General features: G+C 45.2%; 13 protein-coding genes. 4 read left to right on the forward strand and 9 right to left on the reverse strand.

Annotated features, from left to right (window positions below; all coding sequences use genetic code 11):
- The first annotated feature begins 71 nt into the window (after positions 1 to 71).
- Positions 72 to 881, forward strand: coding sequence for a Cof-type HAD-IIB family hydrolase (locus QF117_RS14365; RefSeq protein ID WP_282386364.1), 810 nt, complete (start codon positions 72 to 74; stop codon positions 879 to 881).
- A 172-nt stretch (positions 882 to 1,053) separates the two neighbouring features.
- On the opposite strand, the gene QF117_RS14370 is transcribed toward QF117_RS14365, so the two are convergent.
- From QF117_RS14370 to QF117_RS14410, 9 genes are all read right to left on the reverse strand, one after another.
- A complete protein-coding gene (locus QF117_RS14370; protein WP_282386366.1) occupies positions 1,054 to 2,484 on the reverse strand; it encodes a bifunctional NUDIX hydrolase/phosphatase PAP2 family protein in 1,431 nt (476 codons plus the stop codon).
- 36 nt (positions 2,485 to 2,520) lie between these two features.
- A complete protein-coding gene (locus tag QF117_RS14375; RefSeq protein ID WP_282386367.1) occupies positions 2,521 to 2,994 on the reverse strand; it encodes a GNAT family N-acetyltransferase in 474 nt (157 codons plus the stop codon).
- 147 nt (positions 2,995 to 3,141) lie between these two features.
- On the reverse strand, positions 3,142 to 5,052 hold the full coding sequence (locus tag QF117_RS14380; RefSeq protein WP_282386368.1) for a propionyl-CoA synthetase: 1,911 nt from the start codon (positions 5,050 to 5,052) through the stop codon (positions 3,142 to 3,144).
- 27 nt (positions 5,053 to 5,079) lie between these two features.
- Positions 5,080 to 6,252 carry a 2-methylaconitate cis-trans isomerase PrpF gene (gene prpF, locus QF117_RS14385; RefSeq protein ID WP_282386369.1) on the reverse strand — a complete coding sequence of 391 codons (1,173 nt, stop codon included), beginning with the start codon at positions 6,250 to 6,252 and terminating at the stop codon, positions 5,080 to 5,082.
- A complete protein-coding gene (gene acnD / locus QF117_RS14390) occupies positions 6,249 to 8,927 on the reverse strand; it encodes a Fe/S-dependent 2-methylisocitrate dehydratase AcnD (RefSeq protein WP_282386370.1) in 2,679 nt (892 codons plus the stop codon). Before acnD ends, prpF begins: the two co-directional genes overlap by 4 nt.
- A gap of 196 nt (positions 8,928 to 9,123) precedes the next feature.
- Complete coding sequence (gene prpC, locus QF117_RS14395; protein ID WP_282386371.1) at positions 9,124 to 10,335, reverse strand: 2-methylcitrate synthase; 1,212 nt, start codon at positions 10,333 to 10,335, stop codon at positions 9,124 to 9,126.
- A 106-nt stretch (positions 10,336 to 10,441) separates the two neighbouring features.
- Positions 10,442 to 11,335, reverse strand: a complete 894-nt coding sequence (gene prpB, locus QF117_RS14400) for a methylisocitrate lyase (protein WP_282386373.1) — start codon at positions 11,333 to 11,335, stop codon at positions 10,442 to 10,444.
- Between the two features lie 157 nt (positions 11,336 to 11,492).
- The gene (locus QF117_RS14405) at positions 11,493 to 12,209 is read right to left on the reverse strand and encodes a GntR family transcriptional regulator (protein WP_282389493.1); all 717 of its coding nucleotides are present in this window, start codon (positions 12,207 to 12,209) and stop codon (positions 11,493 to 11,495) included.
- A 520-nt stretch (positions 12,210 to 12,729) separates the two neighbouring features.
- Positions 12,730 to 15,918, reverse strand: a complete 3,189-nt coding sequence (locus QF117_RS14410) for an HD domain-containing phosphohydrolase (protein ID WP_282386374.1) — start codon at positions 15,916 to 15,918, stop codon at positions 12,730 to 12,732.
- A gap of 301 nt (positions 15,919 to 16,219) precedes the next feature.
- Between QF117_RS14410 and QF117_RS14415 the strand changes: the two genes are divergently transcribed.
- From QF117_RS14415 to QF117_RS14425, 3 genes are all read left to right on the forward strand, one after another.
- Positions 16,220 to 17,191, forward strand: coding sequence for a tripartite tricarboxylate transporter substrate binding protein (locus QF117_RS14415; protein ID WP_282386375.1), 972 nt, complete (start codon positions 16,220 to 16,222; stop codon positions 17,189 to 17,191).
- Positions 17,192 to 17,477: 286 nt separating this feature from the next.
- Entirely contained in the window at positions 17,478 to 17,975 is a 498-nt protein-coding gene (locus tag QF117_RS14420; protein WP_282386377.1) for a tripartite tricarboxylate transporter TctB family protein, read from the forward strand.
- A gap of 14 nt (positions 17,976 to 17,989) precedes the next feature.
- Complete coding sequence (locus QF117_RS14425; protein ID WP_282386378.1) at positions 17,990 to 19,516, forward strand: tripartite tricarboxylate transporter permease; 1,527 nt, start codon at positions 17,990 to 17,992, stop codon at positions 19,514 to 19,516.
- Positions 19,517 to 19,583 lie beyond the last annotated feature (67 nt).

Raw genomic sequence — 19,583 nt, forward strand, 5'->3', positions numbered from 1 at the left:
AGGCAACTAACACTGGCTGAAATCATCAAAATTAATTATCCTGCCCTTTTGCTGTAGATTTTAGGTAAGTTATGTACAAACTCATCGCGCTCGATATGGATGGCACGCTACTCAATAGCAACAAACAAATTTCGGACAAGACTAAACTCGCCATCTCGGCGGCGAGAAACAAAGGTGTAAAAGTTGTTTTGGCTTCCGGCCGACCACTTGACGGTATGGTCGATAAGTTGGAAGAGTTAGGCATCAATGGCGATAACGAATTCGTTCTATACTATAACGGTTCTGTGGTCAAAGAGCTCGGAAACCAAGGCATCATTCGTAAGCAAATTATCGATGGCAAGGCAGCAAAAGAAGTGGCTGAACTGGCTAAGAAATATGGCCTAAATGTCCATGCATTTAGCGAGGAGCACGGTTTAATCACGCCGAAAAATAGTGAGTACACTCAGCTAGAGGCAACGATTAACGGACTCAGCCTGACAGAAATGGATTTTTCAACATTAGAAGACGATCACCCGATCATCAAAGCAATGATTGTTGGTGAACCGAGTAAATTAACTCAAGCTATTTCACTGCTACCAAAAGCGTTGCACCAACGCTATACCATCGTTCAGAGTGCCCCGTTTTTCCTCGAATTCTTAAGCTTAGGCAGCAACAAGGGCTTAGGGGTCGAATCGATTGCCAACTATCTAGGCCTAGATTCGAGTGAGGTTATTTGTGTGGGTGATGCTGAAAACGATAACCATATGCTAAGTTACGCAGGTATGGGGGTAGCGATGGGTAATGCAATGAGTGAAACAAAAGCATTGGCTACTTATATTGCCCCTAGCAACGATGAAGATGGCGTAGCAGATGTGATCGAAAAGTTCATCCTGTCGAGTTAATCGCTGATCATGTGATGGCTGCTGACTAAAAATACCCCACGTAGCTTATGCAAAATATGGCTTATTCAAAATATAGCTTATGAAAAACGCCTAACACAGTGTCAGGCGTTTTTTACTTTCGAAAACAAGGCCCTCAGTACAAGGCCATTACGAAAAGACTATCACTCACCATCTATTGGCTGAATTTACGTACCAGTCCCGCATAGCATATGATCAAAATAGGGAAACGGATAGATTCCATCATCAGTGACAATAAGCTGCTGTAAGAAACGAAAGAAGCAAGAAAAAGAAGTAACTGATTCGCCGATAGAAGAAATACGATTATAATTAGTAGCTGCTTGAATGAAATCGTTTGTTTATCGCGATCAAGCGAGAGCACTAAACCAAGCATTGTGATCGTAATGGCGATCCAGGAAGTAAAGACCGGTAATGGCCAAATGACGGTCAGCGCGACTGCCCCTACGCTGACAGCAATCCAAAGCCCTCGAGAGCAGATTACCGACATTAAATCGACATCTGGCTTGCCTTCCAATCGAATAATATGCCACGCAACAAGTATGCCCAATAATGCTCCAATCAGCATATCCCAAATAAACGCACTTCCGCTATAAAACTGACATAAGCCTACCAACAGAACCAACGATAGGAACCCAGTAACAAAGCGTTGCTTTAACTCATTATCAATCTGTTTATACACTAACCCTGCGATACAAAACCAAATAGCAATCGGTAAGCTAGGAAAGCCAAATCCATAACTGTGGGACATATCAATCGCTGGGATATAAGCATGTGGTCTAGGAATAGCAAAGCCTTGCTGGGCAACTAAGCACAGCAAAGAAGTGGCCGTGATTGCAAAGAACACTTTGTAGTTGAATTCTTTTCCAAATCGCCAATACAAAATAGGCAAGATGATCAGTAGCATCCAAGGTTTGGTTAGCTGGTTTAATAGCCCATTAGCAACTTCTACAGCCGCTGCTATTGCGCTCGGCAATGAGGCGACGGATTGTTGCATACTCACAATCCAGTGCAGCTGAGATTGGTTCAGTTCAGGCGCTGCTTTTATGAGCTCGCTGACAAAGGTAACGGATTGATCCGTTGCATGTTGATGCATCTCTTTGATGTCATGCCATTGCTCTGGGTAGCGGTATCTTTCATTGGGTAACAACTCTGGTAGCAATAACATGGCACTTGATACTTCGATCCCGTAATGCGGTGCGAACCAAATTGGCATCGTATTGCCGTCGAGCTCGTTATTGTATTCATAAGCGATGATTTCTGAATCTGAGATACAATCATAGATAACCGCTGTGTTGGTATAACCCAGTACGTCACCGACCGTTACGACCAGGCCTGTTTCTTCCCAGGTTTCTCTTTGGGCCGTTAAACTTGGGTGCTCTCCTGGATCAATGGTACCGCCAGGCAGCGAAATCTGTTGGGTTAATATCTCATTGACTAACACAACCTTATCGTTCGCTTTCACCATACAAAGCGCACCACGAATAGAGTCTGGCATTTCTTGAGTTATTGATTCTTGTGCTATTAATAGCGTTGCAAACAATAGTGAAAAACTGCTTAAGACAAGCAACAGTATCCGCTTAATCACGTTAAAAACCTTCCATATAAAATAATGTGAGACCATTCATATTGCTTTGCGTAACCAATGAATATGGTGCTCGAATCCAAGTTGGTTATAAAACTCTAATGCCGCCGCGTTAAAATCCCAAACTTCAACAAATATCTGAACCACCCCATATTCTTTGAAGCGTTGATTCAGCGTTTCACACAGTTGGTGAGCAATCTTTCTCTGCCTATATTGGGGCCGAACATAAAGCTCATCCACACTGCCCATCTGAATCGGTTTACTGACACTCGACACTAATTCACAAAAATGCCCAGTAACAAAACCGACGACATCTTGGTTATCTCTAGCCACAAATACCAAACACTCAGGGTCATCTAAGTAGCGAGCTATGCTCTTTTCCTGTTCGATTTCGCAGGCCGTTTTAAAAAACTCAGGACAAGATTGATGGTGTTCATGGTGTAGATCAAACATCAACCGATTCAATTGCTCTAGGTCTGATGGTTTGGCTGCAGAGAACAAAATTGGAGTCATATTATTTTCGCGACACAAATAAAGTATGAATAATTGAGATTGTATAGAAACTTACACGAAAAAGCCCCTAATTATCGGGGCTTAATTGGGATTACTGTGTTTATTACTTACCTGCTCTCAAAACAAAGTTCAGGACACCGGTATGATCTAGCTTTCACTCAGCACCCGTTCGATTTCAGTGAGGCTACTCGGATCATCAATCGTTGATGGAACCGTATATTGCTCTCCGTCTGCAATCTGCCTAATTACTCGACGTAAAATTTTACCTGAACGCGTTTTGGGTAATCGCTCAACCACTAACGCGTGTTTGAAACATGCAACTGCGCCAATTTCGTTACGAACCTTACCAACGAGCTCTCCTTCCAATGCGAGATCATCGATTTTCACACCGTCTTTCAATACCACTAAACCAAGAGGTAACTGACCTTTAAGATCGTCATGAATACCAACAACGGCACACTCAGCAATCGCTGGATGGCCTCCAACAATCTCTTCCATTTCTCCGGTTGATAGGCGGTGCCCAGCGACATTGATGACATCATCTATCCGACCCATGATGTATAAATAGCCCTCTTCATCCAAATACCCACCGTCACCAGACACATAGTAGCCAGGGAACTGACTCAAATAGCCACTTTCAAAACGATCATGATTGCGCCACACCGTCGGCAAACAGCCTGGTGGCAATGGGCGCTTCAACGCAACAAAGCCTTGCTGGTTTTCTGGTAGTGACTCACCAACTTCATTGAGTATTTCTACCTGATAACCTGGCACTGCTTTTGTTGCTGAGCCAGCCTTAATTGGCATTCGTTCAATGCCTGTCGGGTTACTCGCAATCGCCCACCCTGTTTCTGTTTGCCACCAGTGATCGATCACCGGTTTTTTCGTTTTAGATTGCACCCACTCTAGTGTTGGCGGATCTAAACGTTCACCCGCCATGAACACCGTTTTCAAATTAGAGAGATCAAACTGTGTCAGCAATGCGCCTTCCGAATCTTCCTTTTTTATTGCACGAAACGCGGTAGGTGCTGAAAACAGAACGTCCACTTTATATTGCTCACACACTCGCCAAAACGCACCTGGATCTGGGGTTCTTACCGGCTTCCCTTCAAATAGAATGCTGGTACACCCATGAATGAGCGGCGCATAGACAATGTAAGAGTGGCCGACCACCCACCCGACATCAGAGGCCGCCCAAAAAACACCATCTTGGGGCATGTCATAAATCGTACTCATGGAATACTTCATAGCGACCGCGTGTCCGCCGTTATCGCGAACAACGCCTTTAGGTTTGCCCGTGGTTCCTGAGGTATAAAGAATGTAAAGAGGATCGGTCGCCAAAACAGGCACACACGCATGGGGAAGAGCTTGCGCTACGCTGCTGTCCCAATCGATGTCTCGCTCTAAGTTCAACTCAGCGATGCATTGCTCTCGTTGAACGACCACCACTGTTTCAGGTTTCCAGCGACTGTCCATAATCGCCCGATCTACCAGAGGCTTATAAGGCAGCACTTTGTTGATCTCGATTCCGCACGAAGCCGTAATCACCACCTTAGGTTCCGCATCTTCTATTCGAACCGCTAACTCGCTCGGTGCAAACCCACCAAACACAACAGAGTGAATTGCCCCAAGTCTTGCGCAAGCTAGCATTGCCATTGCCGCTTCTGGAATCATAGGCATATAAATAACCACACGATCGCCCTTCGACACCCCTTGCTCTGCTAACATGCCCGCCACTTTTGCAACTTGGTTACGCATTTCTAAATACGTGTATTCTCGCTGTGTTCCTGTCACTGGAGAATCATAAATTAGGGCGGTTTTCTCGCCTCTTCCATTCTCACAGTGATAATCAAGCGCGAGCCAGCTGGTGTTCAATATTCCATCAGGAAACCATCGTTCGATACCATTTTCATCGGATTCAAGCACCGTTTTAGGCGACTCAAACCAGTCGATATTTTCCGCCTGTGTTCCCCAAAACGATTTAGGGTCCGTTTGTGACCACTGATACTCTTCTTGATAGGCCGATTTTATATTTTGAGTTTTATTATTCTTAGACATGCCCTGCTTCCTCCGTGAAAAACAGTGTTAATGTGAGATGCCAAAAGGGACACACACTTTCCCTTCCATCAATACGCGGGCACTTCGACTCATGGTCGCCCTATCAACCGTCCACCCTTGTCGCCCTTGGCTTGCTTTCGCGCCTACCTTTAATACGCCAGAGGGGTGGCCAAATGTAACGGATTCTATCTTGTTTCCTCCAGCCGCCAGATTAACCAACGTGCCTTGTACACATGCTGCCGAAGCGATGGCCACGGCTGCTGTGCCCATCATAGCGTGATGAAGTTTTCCCATAGAAAGCGCACGCACAACGACATCAATATCATCGCAGCTAACGGTTTTTCCGCTCGAGCTGACGTAGGTTTTGGCCGGGCTGACAAACGCTACTTTAGGCGTGTGTTGTCTAGATTTTGCTTCTTCAATATCGTGAATTAGCCCCATTCTCAGTGCCCCATACGCTCTTATGGATTCAAACATTGCCAATGCCTTTTCATCACCATTGATCGCTTCTTGGCTTTCTGTTCCGGTGTAACCGATAGATTCTGCATCAACAAAGATAGTGGGGATGCCTGCATTTATGAACGTCGCATTAAATGCCCCAACATCGGGCACGACTAGTTCATCAATCAGGTTTCCAGTTGGAAACATCGATCCACTCCCGTCTGCTGGATTCAAAAAATCCACCTGAATTTCAGCGGCTGGGAAAGTCACCCCATCGAGTTCAAAATCCCCAAGTTCCTGCACTTCTCCACCAACAATCGGTACATGAGCCACAATGGTTTTACCAATATTGACCTGCCATATTTTGACTTCCACGACACCGTTTTGAGGAATACGCGATGCATCAATGAGCCCTCTTTCCACTGCAAATGGCCCGACCGCGGCAGATAAATTTCCGCAATTACCACTCCAATCAACAAAGGGTTTGTCTATCGCGACTTGCCCAAAGAGGTAATCAACGTCGTGATCACTTTGATGACTTTTCGATACAATAACGGCTTTACTGGTGCTTGACGTCGCCCCGCCCATACCATCCGTTTGTTTGCCATAAGGATCAGGACTGCCGATGACTCGAAGTAGCAGTTCATCTCGCAGCTTTCCGGGCACTTGAGCCGATTGAGGTAAATCCTCTAGTTTGAAGAAAACACCTTTGCTGGTGCCGCCGCGCATGTAGGTGGCTGAAATTTTAGTCTGTTTCATACTGGCCCCGCGTGAGAGTGAGAATGAAAGTTAGATTGAGGCTGAGATTGTGACGGTAAACTCGTCTGTGATTGTGATTGTGATTGTGACAAAAAGTCTTGAGCAAAACGTTGTAACACGCCGCCAGCGTTATAAACATTCACCTCATCTTCAGTATCTAAGCGACAAATGACGTCTACTTTAAACTGCTCACCATCGGTTCGAGTTATCGATAGCACTAACTCACCTCCTGGTTTGATATCACCGAGCACATCGTAAACTTCAGTGCCATTAAGGTTGAAGGTATGACGATTCTGACCCGATTTAAATTCTAGCGGCAGCACGCCCATTCCTACTAGATTGGTTCTGTGAATGCGTTCAAACCCTTCTGCCACAATCACTTCTACTCCCGCTAACCGAACGCCTTTCGCTGCCCAGTCTCGAGACGAACCTTGCCCATAATCTCCACCAGCAACTATAATCAGTGGTTGTTTTCGATCCATGTAGGTCTCAATGGCTTCCCACATTCGCATTACCTTTCCTTCTGGCTCTACTCGCGCAAGTGATCCCTGCACCACCTCACCTTTCTCTTTCACCATTTCATTAAACAGCTTTGGGTTGGCGAATGTGGCTCGCTGAGCGGTTAAGTGATCGCCCCGATGAGTCGCATAGGAATTAAAGTCTTCTTCTGGAACATCCATCTTAGTCAGGTATTCACCCGCCGCACTTGAGGCCAAAATAGCGTTTGAAGGAGAGAGGTGATCGGTGGTGATGTTGTCACCTAGCAACGCCAACGGGCGCATATTTTTTAGGCTTCGTTCCCCCGCAAGCGCTCCTTCCCAGTACGGTGGTTTGCGAATATAAGTGCTTTTTTCACGCCAGTCGTACAGAGGGTTGAGGTTGGTTTCACTTTCATCCAGTTTGAACATTTTTATGTAAACTTGATTGAATTGCTCTGGTTTAACATGGCGATTTACTACGGAATCGATTTCCTCGTCACTCGGCCATAAATCATTGAGGTAGATATGATTGCCACTGCTGTCGAGCCCTAAGCTGTCCTTTTCGATGTCAAAACGAATGGTTCCTGCTAGAGCGTAAGCAACGACAAGCGGTGGCGATGCCAAAAATGCCTGTTTCGCGTAAGGGTGAATTCGACCATCAAAATTACGATTACCCGACAGTACCGCGGTGGTATAAAGATCACGCTCAATAATGTCATGTTGAATGTCCGGCGATAGTCCGCCACTCATGCCATTACACGTTGTGCAGGCATACCCTACGATACCAAAACCGAGTTTTTCCATTTCAGGCAATAACCCCGCTTCTTCCAGGTATAATTTGGCGACTTTGGAACCCGGAGCAAATGACGTCTTCACCCAGGGTTTACGCGCTAAGCCTAGCTCATTGGCCTTTTTCGCCACTAACGCCGCCGCCACGACATTTCTTGGGTTACTGGTGTTAGTGCACGAGGTAATCGCTGCAATGATGACCGCACCATCGGGCATTTGATTGCCGTTATCGTCCCACTGGCCCGCGATACCCCTTTGGGTGAGTTCCGAGGTTGGTAAGCGGCGATGTGGGTTTGAAGGGCCGGCTAAGTTTCGCTGGACCGTTGAAAGATCGAAATTAATCACGCGCTCATAAACCGCACTTTCTAAGTCATCAGCCCACAACCCGGTTTGTTTTGCATAGCGTTCTACCAGCTCAACTTGCTCGGCTTCTCTGCCTGTAAGTTTGAGGTAGTTTATGGTCTGCTCATCGATGTAAAACATCCCAGCGGTCGCGCCGTATTCTGGTGTCATATTGGCGATGGTGGCACGATCACCAATCGTGAGGTCGCGTACCCCCTCGCCAAAGAATTCTAAGTAGCTTGAAACGACTCGTTCGTTTCTCAAAAGCTCTGTAATGGCTAAAACAATATCGGTCGCTGTAATGCCGGCTTGGCGCTTTCCTACGAGCTTAACACCGACGATATTTGGCAAACGCATCATTGATGGACGACCAAGCATCACCGTTTCCGCTTCTAATCCACCAACCCCTATCGCTAACACACCTAATGCATCTACGTGGGGCGTATGGCTGTCGGTTCCCACACACGTATCAGGGAATGCGATTCCATTTTGAGATTGAATAACCGGTGACATTTTTTCAAGATTGATCTGGTGCATGATGCCGTTGCCTGCTGGAATCACGCTGACGTTTTTAAACGCGGTTTTACACCACTCAATAAAATGAAAACGATCTTCATTACGACGCTCTTCAATCGCTCTATTTTTATCAAACGCATCTTTTTGAAAGCCTGCATGCTCAACGGCTAATGAGTGATCAACGATCAACTGCGTTTCAACAACAGGATTCACACTGGCAGGGTCGCCACCTTCTTTTGCAATGGCATCTCGAAGTCCGGCTAGGTCAACCAAAGCGGTTTGACCTAGGATATCGTGACACACCACACGAGCTGGATACCATGGAAAATCAAGGTCGCTTTTTCTATCGATAATTTGTTTTAGGCTGTCGGTCACCTGGCTCGGGTCACAACGCCTGACAAGCTGCTCCGCCAAGATTCTTGAAGTATAGGGTAGTGTTTCATACGAACCTGGTGAAATACTGTTGATCGCTTCACGCGCATCAAAATAGTCTAGATCTGTCTCTGGCAGCGATTTTCGGTATCGCTGATTTACGCTGGAATTTGGCATAACATCCGTCCATGAATCGGTTCATCTTGGTCAAGCAAGGCATCGTACGCCCTGCTTTTTTCATCATTGCCTGCTTTGTTTTATCTGCTTTATCTGCTTTATCTGCTTTATCTGCTTTATCTGCTTAGTTTGCTTGGTTTTGTTACGCTATTGAAAGGCAATGTCTTTGACTCGTTTGTTTGACTATTTCGTTGCTCTATTGCCTTTGAACAATCGGCAACCATTCCTGATGCTCAGGACCATCGTAGTCAGCACTTGGACGGATAATTCGATTTTTGGCACGCTGTTCATAAATATGCGCCGCCCACCCCGTTAAACGACTCATCACGAAGATAGGCGTAAACAGCTTGGTTGGGATATCCATAAAGTGATACGCAGATGCATGGAAGAAATCGGCGTTACAGAATAGGCCTTTTTCGCGCTTCATCACCGATTCTACTCGCTCTGAAACCGCATACAGTTGTGTGTCTCCTACCGCTTGTGACAACTCTTTTGACCAGCGTTTTATCAGTGCATTACGAGGATCACTTTCTCGGTATACCGCATGACCAAAGCCCATGATTTTGTCTTTGTTTGCCAGCATCTTCATGATGTTCTCTTCTGCTTCATCAGCGGTTTGCCAATCTTGGATCATGTCCATCGCAGCTTCGTTTGCGCCACCATGCAAAGGCCCACGCAACGTGCCAATTGCGGCAGTGATACAGGAATGAATATCCGACAACGTTGAAGCGCACACTCGGCCTGCAAATGTGGATGCATTAAATTCGTGCTCGGCGTACAAGATAAGCGAGCAGTGCATGACTTTTCTATGCAGTTCACTTGGCGAGGTATCGGTTAACATTTTAAGGAAATACCCTCCGATACACGATTCTGACGTGTCTTGAGTGTCGATTCGCACGCCGTCGTGGCTAAACCGATACCAGTAACAGATGATCGCCGGAAACAGCGCCAACATTCGCTCTGTCGCTTGCTGTTGCTGTGAAAAATCCATTTCTTGTTCTAGGTTACCAAGCATAGAACATCCGGTTCTCATGACATCCATTGGATGCGCTGTAGAGGGGATCAGTTCTAGTGCTTGTTTAAGCGCGGTTGGTAGCCCTCTTAATCCAATCAATCGCGTTTTGTATTCATCCAATTCTGTCTGGTTTGGAAGGTGCCCCTGTAACAGCAAATAGGCGACTTCTTCAAACTCGGCGTTGTTCGCCAAGTCGGTAATATCATACCCTCGGTAAGTTAGGCCTGTTCCTGTTTGGCCCACAGTGCACAGTGATGTTGTGCCAGCACTTTGTCCGCGCAAGCCCGCGCCGCCAATTGGCTTTTGGCTTTCTGTTTTTGCACTTTTTGTTATTGTGCTTTTAGTTATGGTGCCTTTAGTTATCGTGCTTTCTGAGGAAACGGGTGAAGACATAATGAACTCCTTTTCTGTGCTAACTTATGTGACGGTATCTTCGTCGTTGCTCTTCGGCACTGTCATAAGTTAACGATTTCACGTTATTGGATTAGGTTAATGTTGTCTATTTACCGGAAAATAGCTGGTCCAGCTTATCTTCGTAATCATGATAATTGAGGTGTTCGTAGAGCTCTTTGCGCGTTTGCATCGATTCAACCACCGCCTCCTGATTGCCTTCCACCAGCAAGTGTCGGTAAACGTTTTCAGCGGCTTTGTTCATTGCTCTAAATGCACTCAACGGATAAAGCACCATGTCCACACTCGATTTGGCTAAGTCTTCACAACTGTAGAGAGGGGTTTGACCAAATTCGGTAATATTGGCCAGAATGGGGACATGTTTTCCCGTTGCAGATTGCAAGGCGGCTGAGAATTTCACATATTGATCCAGTTGATTCATCGCCTCTGGGAAAATCATATCCGCCCCTGCTTCAACACAGGCAATCGCTCGTTCAATCGCGCTGTCAATCCCTTCTACCGCCAACGCATCAGTCCGCGCCATAATGACAAAGCTTTCATCGTTGCGTGCATCCACTGCGGCTTTGATTCGGTCGACCATTTCTTGCGCACTGACAATGGCTTTGTTTGGTCGATGACCACACCGTTTCTGTGCGACTTGATCTTCCATATGCACTGCCGCAGCGCCTGCTTTTTCAATCGACTTGATCGTTCTGGCAATGTTAAACGCACCACCGAATCCTGTGTCGATGTCCACCAACAATGGCAAATCACAGGCGTTGGTGACTCGCTCAACATCCACGAGCACATCATTGAGTGTTGTAATACCTAAATCAGGTAGCCCATACGATGCATTCGCGATGCCCCCGCCCGATAAATAAATCGCCTGGTGGCCGATGTTTTTCGCCATCATTGCGCAGTATGGATTGACCGTACCGACAATTTGCAGCGGATCATTGTTTTCGACAGCAAGCCTAAATTTGGCCCCCGGTGATAATTTCATGGTTAAACTCCCTATAACTCAGTCGAACTCTTCAGTTCTTAATGTAATGTCTCAATGCAATGTGTTCTCTATTGAATCGGCCTTCGAGTGAATGCTCTTTCTAGTGAACGTACTTCCTGATAAACATGCTTCCTGGTCGCCACGAAACAAACCTAAACTAGGACTCATCCTGTTGGATCTGCTTTTCTATCAGCAGGCGACTGCCAGAAATGTGCCGTCTCATGAGCATTTCTGCCAACTCTTCATCACGATTGCGTATCGCTTGTAAAATAAATTTGTGCTCCTCAAGCGCTTCTGTTGGTCTTGATTGTGCTCGAGGCGATTGATAACGATACATACGCAGCAAGTGGTAAAGCTCTCCACACAATAGGGAGACCAGTTTGCTGTTTCGGCTGGCTTTAATGATTCGATAATGGAAATCAAAATCGCCATGTTGATGAAAGTAAGAAGCCCCCTCAACTTGATCGATATGTTTGGAATGGGTTGCCAATACTTCTTCTAACTTGATTAGCTCATCTGGTGTAATGTGTCTTGCAGCGAGTCGGGCGGCCATCCCTTCCAACGCTTCCCTAACTGAATACAGCTCTATGAGTTTTTCTTGGGAAAAGGTAATCACCCTTGCGCCAACATGTGGGATGCGCTCGATTAATCCTAGCCCTTCAACGCGCATAATCGCTTCTCTAAGCGGCCCGCGACTGACTTCAAATCGTTTTGCCAGTTCAGGCTCAGATATCTTGCTTCCTGGTGGTATATCACCACCAACAATCGCCTCAATAAGATATTCCGTTAAGCTTTCTGATTTGGTGTTTTCTTTTTCAGGCGCACGAGTTTTGGTGTCGTTAGAGAGACTCAATTCGGAAATGGTACTGTTCATGTTCATGCACTCACATTATCTAGGTTGACTGGTTGCTTGAGTTAATACATTGCTTTGGTGAATCCGTGACTTTAGTTAATCAATCACCTTGGTTAATAAGTCACCTTGGTTAATAAGTCACTTTAGCTAACCAGGTTTCTTGGTTAACCGGTTTTGTGTCAACAATCTGCTGCTGTGTTTATAAAATAGACCATTAAAGTGTCGACAATCAAGTAAATTGTCGACACTTTAGACTAAGGTATAGGTATTTAATTTTAGTAAAGATACGAACGGAAGGTTAGAAGAACTGGATAATAAACCGCATTTTCAAGGCATTAAACTTAAAAAACAGATGACAACTAGAATTATAAGAGAAGAAAGACCGAAGACCTTGTGTCGACAATTATCTCTATTAGGGCAAGAGGCGCAGTAGAGAGCGTTTGACTCTCTATTGCGCGATTTTCACTCGGACATTACCCACTTAAACATTACCCACTCAAATATTGCCACTCGAACATGCCTGACTCAAAGGTTGCTGGCTTTACGAGCGAAACTTTTCAATATCGACATCATCGACCTGCGCTTCAGGTAAAAAGCGAGTCGCGTATTCTTTGTACACGCCACTTTCCAAGAAAAGCATAAACAGGTCGATATCTAAATGATCATCCAGCGCCATTTTATGCATAATATCAATAGCGACACTGACGGGCTTGGCCTTCTTATAAGGTCTGTCGGCGGCGGTTAATGCTTCAAAAATGTCGGCAATCACGAGTATGCGCTCTGGAATCGAAAGATCATCACGAGTGAGTTTACGAGGGTATCCTGTTCCTTTTAGTGTTTCATGGTGCGTTGAAGCGTAACGAGGAACACGACTTAGCTCTGGCGGGAATGGCAGGTTATTGAGCATTTTAATTCCGCTGATCATATGCTCATTGATTTTAAAGCGGTCTTCTTTTGTTAACGTTCCACTTCTAATGGATAGATTATAAAGTTCACCCAGATTGTATTGATGTTCCGGTACGTCAATATTAATACCAAATTTAGGATCAAACTCTAACGGCCTTATTCTTTTAATAATATGCTCGGGTTTATCGCTCAGCAGGGTTTCAGTCATAGGCAATGGTTGATCACGTCGGGTTTTGGAGAGTTCTTCAAACGGTGAAAGCCCTAAAGCATCATCAAAATGACGTTGCCAGGTTTGTTGCCCTATCTGATGGATTCGTTTCACTTGCTCTTCGCCCATAAATTCACTGCCTACATTGGATGTCGCGATAAATTCGAAGTCACTTTTTAACTGCTCCTGGCGAGTCAGCCATTCTTCCATCAATGTTTGTTCTGTCTGTTCGTTATTGTTGGTTCTCTCGCTGTTTTCAGTTTGCTTGTTGTTTTCTTCATTGAGTAATTGCTTGAGGTAGTGGATTTCAGCATCACGCCATAGCACCTCAAAGCGCGTTCTAATTTCATGAATTCGATTATAATTGGCTTCCAGTTTACTGCCCTTATCTACGATGTGTTCCGGGGTCGTTATCTTTCCACAATCGTGAAGCCAAGCGGCGATCTGAAACTCCTTCCTCTCTTTATCATCGGCAAACTTAAAGTCTTTAAACTTACCCTCTTGGGCATTTTCCACTGCATCTGCCAGCAACATCCCTATTTCAGGCACTCGGTTACAATGCCCAGCAGTATAAGGCGACTTTTCATCGATCGCTTGAGCAATCAAACGAATAAACGACTCGACAAATTCTTCTTGCGATTTTTGATAACGCTGAATCTCTTCCACCATATCCATCATAGAATCAGACAGTTCAGACACTTCTTTTATGCGTGATTGAACATGATGGACATCGTCGAACTGACGTAGAGAAATTTTGTACGTTTCTTTCGTTAGTAGATCCACGGGTCTAACGATCGGGTTGCCAAATACCCAAGCGACAGGCAACAAAAGAAACAGAATCATGAAGCTCAAGCCCATCGATGTCAGTACCTTGGGGATCACCTTATCAATCACAACTTGCTTGGGAACAAGAACGGCGAAGTACTCGGTTTCCCGAGTAGGATCCTCCATTGGTGCGAGGTAAAGATAATGGTCTGACCCGTTGATGTCTTGTTCAATCATTTGATTTTGAAGGGTCGGTTGTTCAGTCAACGCCATCAGCTCGGCATACGGTACCAAGGTTTCATGCTTCAATTTTTGGTTTAACCATTTTTCATTCAGTGCTTGCCATTGCTTATCCGTCACATTGGCTATCGCTAACCCTATCGCATCCATTAACCTTTGATCATCCGTCTTCATTGATAAGTAATATTCGACGGGTTTATTGCGCGGTAAGGGGCGAATATTAAGGTCACTGGAATAGGTGGTATCTCTATAACCGTTTAAGACTGGCAATGCATCTACCACAGAAGTGACTTTCCCGGTACTGAGCCATTGCATCGCTTCATCAATACTGTTTGCAAATAGGACCGTTCTTTCTTTGTTTTTTCTGAGTAGCGTCTCCGTTGAGCGGCCTTTGACTAAAGCAATCGGAAGGGACATCAGCTGGTCATGCGTTTTTCTAGCATCCCTCAAGTGTGTTGCGATACCGAGGGGCATGGAATACAAAACGACACTGTTGACGGTGCCTACCTGGCTAGACGATTCTGGGGCCTGGGTAGATTGCAATAGATCTAATTCACCTCGATTGAATTTATCGGACAGCTCTTGCCAGGTGAATCCATTAACAAATTCAAACTTTAACCCCGTCATTTCACTCACAATGGCGAGAAGATCAACGGCGTAACCTCTTGGTTCACCTGCCAACGAGTAGTCTAAAGGGCCCCAATCATTTTGGTTGGATACCAGTAATGATCGGGAATCGTCTAAAAACCGTTTTTGCTCTGCATCAAAGGCCAGCACTTTAGAAGGGGGAAGAATGGTTCGTTGGATCTCTTTTTGTTGACTATGGCTAGAGGCAATAATTTCGCCTTTCTCATTAAAAATGTAAGATTCAACGCCTTGCTCCCCGCCTAATCCAAGTGCTTTGGGCGAAATCAGTGAACTGACTGAGGAAAGAACAATATCTATCCCTATCACTTCATGATTGGTTCTCACTGCGTAAGTTTGCCCGGTTATTTTAAGGTGTTGAAATAAATAGGGCTCAGTTTTAAGCACGTGCTCTTTTGTTGCTTGATCATACCAAGGCCGCTGAGTTGGGTAGAAGTTGCTCTCTTCCGTCGTTTTTTTGGTCAGCGTATAATTTTCAGTAAAATAGTGCGTCTCTCTTACCCTATTCTCTTTGGGTCCATTAACTTGTATCACAACCCAACGGTCATTCACCCCAGCCTCTATTTTTTCTCGTACGATTGGCGATGAATTAAGGTTAATTATTTGGTAAAAATCTTCGTTATCATTTCCCCAATAAATGCTATAAAACATGGGGTTATCTAGTAGTGTCTGCGTAAAAATAGTCTTCACTTCACGCTGACTGAATTGGTACTCAGTCACCACCGAAATATGCCTCAATAACCTCGCAACATTTGAAGCATTGGTTTCTATGTCCTTTATATGCTCACTGACTTTAGAGGACGTAAACGATAGCTTAGACAGCACTAAGTCTTCTGACATCTCTCTTGAAAAGTGATACTGGATAGAAATGGTGAAAAGAGAGGTGAGTATTGTAGCGAGGATGAATAAACTCCCGACCGTAAAACGAATCGAGTATTTTCTATCCTTCTTTTTTGAATCTTTCATTCCCACCCTCCATAGTGTGACTGAATGATAATGGCTTTTTACGCTCTAATTTAATTGACTCGATTTTTATTCAATCATTATCATAGCAAGCTAACCGCCGCCTTGAAGCGCACACCGTGAACTTTATGAACTAAATCCCCTAAATGACCAATATTCTTTTTATCTACACATTAAAGACAAAAAATTAACATCCACGTAACCTCAAGTGACTCTGCATAGTCGGCTCACTTGCCTATGTAGACAAACATAATGATAAGCACTCGTCTATTCAGCTCGTGCACCTACATAAGGAACGTGAAACATGTTTAAGGTATTAAAACCAACACTTGCAGCGTCTATTATCGCAGCATCATTTTCTTTCAGCGCTTTTGCAGCGGATCTAGAGAAAATCCACTTTATCATTCCAGGTGGTGCTGGTGGTGGTTGGGATATGACCGCTCGTGGTACAGGGGATGTTCTGGTTAAATCTGATATTGTTGAAAATGTCTCATTCCAAAACCTGTCTGGTGGCGGCGGTGGTAAAGCAATCGCACACCTTATTGAGACAGCTAAGCGCCAAGAAGACACCTTGATGGTGAACTCAACCCCTATTGTTGTTCGTTCATTGACGGGCATATTCCCTCAATCTTTCCGTGATTTAACGCCTGTTGCAGCCACCATTGCCGACTACGGTGCAATCGTTGCTTCTGCTGACTCACCTTACAACACATGGGAAGACGTCGTTAAAGAGTTTGAATCGAATCCGCGTAAAGTAAAAATTGCTGGCGGATCAGCGCGTGGCAGTATGGACCACCTTGTTGTTGCAGCAGCGTTTAAAGGCGAAGGGTTTGATGCGAAGAAAGTTCGCTATATCGCCTACGATGCAGGTGGTAAAGCAATGGCGGCATTGCTATCAGGCGAAACTCAACTTCTATCAACAGGTTTAGGCGAAGTGTTAGAAATGTCTAAATCAGGTCAAGTAAAAGTTATTGCCATTACGGCACCAGAGCGTCTTGAAGCGGCTCCTGACATTCCAACACTGGTCGAGTATGGCAATGAGACCGTATTTGCTAACTGGCGCGGTTTCTTTGCAGCACCAGGCGTTAGCCAAGAAAAAGTGGACTCATGGAACCAAGCTCTCACTAAGATGTACAAAACAGAGCAGTGGGAAGTGGTTCGCGACCGTAACGGTTGGATAGACAACTACAAAGCAGACAAAGACTTCTACTCATTCCTTGAAGACCAAGAAAAGCAAATGGGTGATCTAATGCGCGAGCTTGGTTTCCTTAAGTAACACCATTAATACCACATCAACATAGGGCTTCTGGGCAGTTATATGCCGTTGAAGCCCTTGATATAACACGTTTTGCCGTATACGAGTTTACCCTCAAAACTCCTTTGTTTATTGCATGTTTTATGTGCTTAATTTGCATGTTTGATGTGCTTAAGCAGGTAAGCCCAATTGACTAGCAGCAATCAGCTTACTTTTTGGTTAGCGCTTAGCTCTTCAAAATAGAAGATCACTACTCATTAACTTGCTCGTATACGGCTTTTTATTTCCCCAGCAATTGGAGTTGGATATGTCGGATTCGCCAACCAATTTTTTCACTAAAGAAAACTTACTATGTCGCGATAGAGTCGGGGCGTTTATCTTCCTTTTGGTCTGTTTATGTTACGGCTATCAAAGCACTCTTATTCCTTTGTTCCCTGGCGACGAATATGAACCGTTTACAGCCAGAACCTTGCCCACCCTACTGACATTTGCTGGCATTGGCCTATCCCTTCTTTTACTGGTCACCGGAAAAAAAGACACAGAAAGCGGCGCCGTTACCGACTTTGATTGGAAATTGCTTATCGCATTTTTGTGTTTGATGGCATTTTACGGACTTGGTCTGACCTACTTAGGTTTCGTGATAGCAACCAGCCTGTTTCTTCTTGCCGGGTTTTATTTACTCGGAGAGCGCAGAAGATCCGTGCTGCTGGGCGCGTCGTTCCCTTTTGTAATCGTTTTTTATTTGCTCCTGACCCAAGGTTTAGATATTTATCTTGAGCCTGGTCTGATCTTCACTCTCTGGTAATTAGGACTCACAATATGTTAGACGGAATTTTACAAGGGCTCTCTACCGCAGTGATGCCAATGAACATCATGATGGTGGTCGTTGGTTGCTTTGTGGGGACTTTTATCGGCATGCTACCTGGTCTTGGGCCAATTTCAGCCATTGCTTTGATGATCCCAATTACCTATGGCTTGGACCCTTCTTCAGGCCTTATCTTGATGGCCGGTGTTTATTACGGCGCGGTATTTGGCGGTTCAACCTCTTCAATCTTGATTAACGCACCGGGCTGCTCTTCGACTGTGGTGACAGCATTTGATGGCTACCCAATGGCACAAAAAGGCCAAGCGGGTAAGGCCCTTGCGCTGGCCGCCTATTCATCCTTCACTGGCGGTACGTTATCGGCAATTATGCTTCTTATTGCGGCGCCCGCACTTGCTAGCGTTTCGTTGAGCTTCCAATCTTCAGATTACTTTGCACTCATGGTCTTAGGCCTATCAGCTGTTGCCGCATTTGCTGGCCCAGGGCAAGTAGTGAAAGCATGGATGATGACGATTCTGGGGTTGATGCTTTCTACCGTGGGAATAGACAAAGGCGTGGGTGTAGAACGCTTTACTTTCGGCCTCACTGACCTAATGGATGGCTTTAGCTTCTTATTGCTTGCTATGGCGACATTTGCTCTCGGTGAAACGCTGATGGGGATATTAAAGCCAGAAAAAGACACCAGTGGCGAAGAAAATCAAATCATGGCCAATATTGGCAGCATGAAGGTTACAAAAGAAGAGTTCAAAGAAGTGGCTCCGGTCTCGATTCGATCGTCTATTCTTGGTTTCTTTACTGGCGTTCTTCCGGGTGCTGGCGCGACTATCGCTGCGTTTCTTAGCTACGGTATGGAACGAAGCCTCGCGCCAAAAGACAAGAAAAAAGAGTTTGGTAAGGGCAGCATTCGTGGTTTGGTTGCGCCAGAATCAGCAAACAACGCGGCATCAAGCGGTTCCTTTGTTCCTCTTTTAACATTGGGGATTCCAGGCTCGGGTACGACAGCCATCATGCTTGGTGCGTTAATCGCTTATGGGATTCAGCCTGGTCCACGTTTATTTGTAGAGCACCCAGATGTCTTTTGGTCGGTCATCATTTCTATGTACTTTGGTAACATCGTACTGGTTATTCTGAACCTCCCATTAATCCCTTACATTTCCAAGTTATTGGCTGTACCAAGGACGGTACTTCTTCCGATGATTTTGTTTTTCTCAATTACGGGGGTGTATCTCGTTTCATTTAACACCATGGATGTGTTCATCATGTTGATTGTGGCCATGGCGGCGATAGCGTTACGGCTTGCTAACTTCCCACTTGCCCCACTCTTGCTTGGGTTCATTCTTGGTGGATTAATGGAAGAGAACTTACGTCGTGCATTGATGATCAGTGATGGGGAATTGAGCTTCTTATGGGAACGTCCGATTACCCTGACCTTTACTGTCATCGCGGCCTTAGTTTTGATGAGCCCAATAGTGATTGGATTCATCAATAAGTTAAGATCCAAACCCGACACGGCTGTGCAGTGATTCATAACGCATCGTTTATATGAATAAAAACAGGCGCCTTTCACGGCGCCTGTTTTTTTTCTTTTTG

It is taken from the genome of Vibrio sp. YMD68, assembly GCF_029958905.1.
GTDB lineage: Bacteria > Pseudomonadota > Gammaproteobacteria > Enterobacterales > Vibrionaceae > Vibrio.

Excerpts from the sequence above, each read along its gene's own strand:
- acnD (WP_282386370.1), bottom strand. The coding sequence starts at position 8,927 with ATGCCAAATTCCAGCGTAAATCAGCGATACCGAAAATCGCTGCCAGAG.
- QF117_RS14415 (WP_282386375.1), top strand. The coding sequence starts at position 16,220 with ATGTTTAAGGTATTAAAACCAACACTTGCAGCGTCTATTATCGCAGCA.
- prpC (WP_282386371.1), bottom strand. The coding sequence starts at position 10,335 with ATGTCTTCACCCGTTTCCTCAGAAAGCACGATAACTAAAGGCACCATA.
- QF117_RS14410 (WP_282386374.1), bottom strand. The coding sequence starts at position 15,918 with ATGAAAGATTCAAAAAAGAAGGATAGAAAATACTCGATTCGTTTTACG.
- QF117_RS14405 (WP_282389493.1), bottom strand. The coding sequence starts at position 12,209 with ATGAACAGTACCATTTCCGAATTGAGTCTCTCTAACGACACCAAAACT.
- QF117_RS14375 (WP_282386367.1), bottom strand. The coding sequence starts at position 2,994 with ATGACTCCAATTTTGTTCTCTGCAGCCAAACCATCAGACCTAGAGCAA.
- prpF (WP_282386369.1), bottom strand. The coding sequence starts at position 6,252 with ATGAAACAGACTAAAATTTCAGCCACCTACATGCGCGGCGGCACCAGC.
- prpB (WP_282386373.1), bottom strand. The coding sequence starts at position 11,335 with ATGAAATTATCACCGGGGGCCAAATTTAGGCTTGCTGTCGAAAACAAT.
- QF117_RS14425 (WP_282386378.1), top strand. The coding sequence starts at position 17,990 with ATGTTAGACGGAATTTTACAAGGGCTCTCTACCGCAGTGATGCCAATG.
- QF117_RS14380 (WP_282386368.1), bottom strand. The coding sequence starts at position 5,052 with ATGTCTAAGAATAATAAAACTCAAAATATAAAATCGGCCTATCAAGAA.
- QF117_RS14420 (WP_282386377.1), top strand. The coding sequence starts at position 17,478 with ATGTCGGATTCGCCAACCAATTTTTTCACTAAAGAAAACTTACTATGT.
- QF117_RS14365 (WP_282386364.1), top strand. The coding sequence starts at position 72 with ATGTACAAACTCATCGCGCTCGATATGGATGGCACGCTACTCAATAGC.